The organism is uncultured Pseudosulfitobacter sp., assembly GCF_963976325.1.
Taxonomy (GTDB): domain Bacteria; phylum Pseudomonadota; class Alphaproteobacteria; order Rhodobacterales; family Rhodobacteraceae; genus Pseudosulfitobacter.
This window is the reverse complement of the sequence record NZ_CAXBJW010000025.1, coordinates 1-2502: the sequence shown is the minus strand read 5'-3', so window position 1 is coordinate 2502 and position 2502 is coordinate 1. Positions and strand designations below refer to the sequence as shown.

2 protein-coding genes are annotated in these 2502 nt (G+C 59.1%); both read left to right on the top strand.

What is annotated here, in order from left to right; genetic code table 11:
* Window positions 1-2258 (top strand): 2-oxoglutarate dehydrogenase E1 component (locus AAC077_RS19760; protein ID WP_339773517.1); only part of this gene is annotated, 2258 nt, incomplete at its 5' end.
* 2 nt (window positions 2259-2260) lie between these two features.
* Window positions 2261-2502, top strand: a 242-nt coding sequence (locus AAC077_RS19755; protein ID WP_339773514.1) for a biotin/lipoyl-containing protein, incomplete at its 3' end; no start/stop codon positions are given.

Genomic DNA, 2502 nt, shown 5'->3' with positions numbered 1-2502 from the left:
CCATCCTGAACAAGCTGGTAGAGGCCGAAGGCTTCGAGAAATTCCTGCACGTCAAGTACATGGGTACCAAGCGCTTTGGCCTTGATGGGGGCGAAAGCCTGATCCCCGCGATGGAACAGATCATCAAGCGCGGTGGTCAGCTGGGCATTCAGGACGTTGTCATCGGTATGCCGCACCGCGGCCGTCTGTCCGTGCTGGCAAACGTCATGCAGAAACCCTATCGCGCGATCTTTAACGAATTTCAGGGTGGCAGCTTTAAACCCGATGATGTCGACGGGTCCGGCGATGTGAAATATCACCTTGGCGCGTCTTCTGACCGTGAATTCGACGGCAACACTGTCCACCTGTCGTTGACCGCCAACCCTTCGCACCTTGAGGCCGTGAACCCCGTTGTTCTGGGCAAGGTTCGCGCCAAGCAGGACCAGTTGAACGACAAGGAACGCACCTCCGTTCTTCCCATATTGCTGCACGGCGATGCCGCGTTTGCCGGTCAGGGTGTTGTCGCCGAATGTTTCGCGCTGTCGGGTCTGCGCGGTCACCGCACCGGCGGGACCATGCATATCGTGGTGAACAACCAGATCGGCTTTACCACCGCGCCGCATTTCAGTCGCTCCAGCCCCTACCCCACCGACAACGCTCTGGTGGTCGAGGCACCGATTTTCCACGTCAACGGCGACGATCCCGAAGCGGTCGTGCACGCGGCCCGCGTGGCGACGGAATTCCGCCAGAAGTTCAAGAAAGACGTGGTCATCGACCTGATCTGCTACCGCCGCTTTGGTCACAACGAAGGCGACGAGCCGATGTTCACCAACCCGGTGATGTACAAGAAGATCAAGAAGCAAAAGACCACGCTGACGCTCTATACCGAGCGGCTGGTCAAGGACGGCCTGATCCCCGAGGGCGAGATCGAGGATATGAAGGCCGCCTTCCAAGAAAAGATGAACACCGAATTCGAGGCCGGCAAAGAATACCGCCCCAACAAGGCCGACTGGCTGGATGGCAAGTGGTCGCACCTCGATAAGGCGAAAGAAAAGAAATATCAGCGCGGCAAGACAGCCATCGCGCCCGAAACCATGACCGATGTCGGCAAGGCGCTGTCCACCGCGCCCGACGGGTTCCCGCTGCACAAAACTGTCGCGCGCCTGCTGGACGCCAAGGCCGAGATGTTCAAGTCCGGCAAAGGCTTTGACTGGGCGACTGCCGAGGCGCTGGCCTTTGGGTCCTTGTTGACCGAAGGGTACAAGGTGCGTCTGTCCGGACAGGACTCCGCCCGTGGCACGTTCTCTCAGCGTCACTCGGCCCTGATCAATCAGGAAAACGAAGACCGCTATTACCCGCTGAACCACATCCGCGAAGGTCAGGCAGAATACGAAGTCATCGACTCCATGCTGTCGGAATACGCGGTATTGGGCTTTGAATACGGCTACTCGCTGGCTGAGCCCAACGCGCTGACCCTGTGGGAAGCGCAGTTCGGCGATTTTGCCAACGGCGCGCAGATCATGTTCGACCAGTTCATCAGCTCGGGCGAAAGCAAATGGCTGCGCATGTCCGGCCTCGTTTGCCTGATGCCGCACGGCTACGAAGGCCAGGGACCCGAACACTCTTCTGCCCGTCTGGAACGGTTCCTGACCATGTGTGGCGGCGATAACTGGATCGTGGCGAACTGCACCACGCCTGCGAACTACTTCCACCTGCTGCGCCGCCAGTTGCACCGCAGCTACCGCAAGCCGCTGATGCTGATGACGCCGAAATCGCTACTGCGCCACAAACTGGCTGTCAGCAAGGCCGAGGAATTCACCACCGGTTCCTCGTTCCACCGCGTGCTGTGGGACGATGCACAACAGGGCAATTCGGACACGACGCTGGCCGCAGACGACAAGATCAAACGCGTCGTGATGTGTTCGGGCAAGGTCTACTACGACCTGCTGGAAGAACGCGACGCACGTGGTATCGACGACATCTACCTTTTGCGTTTTGAACAATTCTACCCGTTCCCCGCGCAATCCGCTGTGAAAGAGCTGGAACGCTTCAAGAATGCGGAAATGGTATGGTGTCAGGAAGAGCCCAAGAACCAAGGGGCCTGGACCTTTATCGAACCCAACATCGAATGGGTTCTGGGCCGCATTGACGCCACCCACACCCGTCCGACCTATGTCGGCCGCGCCACCTCGGCCTCGCCTGCAACCGGCCTTGCCTCCCAACACAAAGCACAACAAGCAGCCCTCGTTGACGATGCGCTGACCATCGAAGGAAAATAACCATGACAAGCGAAGTACGCGTCCCTACTCTGGGTGAATCCGTGACCGAAGCGACCGTGGCGACATGGTTCAAAAAGCCGGGCGATAGCGTCGCAGTTGACGAAATGCTCTGCGAGCTTGAGACGGATAAGGTCACCGTCGAAGTGCCCTCTCCCGTGGCGGGCACTCTGGCCGATATCGTTGCTGCCGAAGGCGAAACCGTCGGCGTTGATGCGCTGCTGGCCAATATCTCCGAAGGGGACGC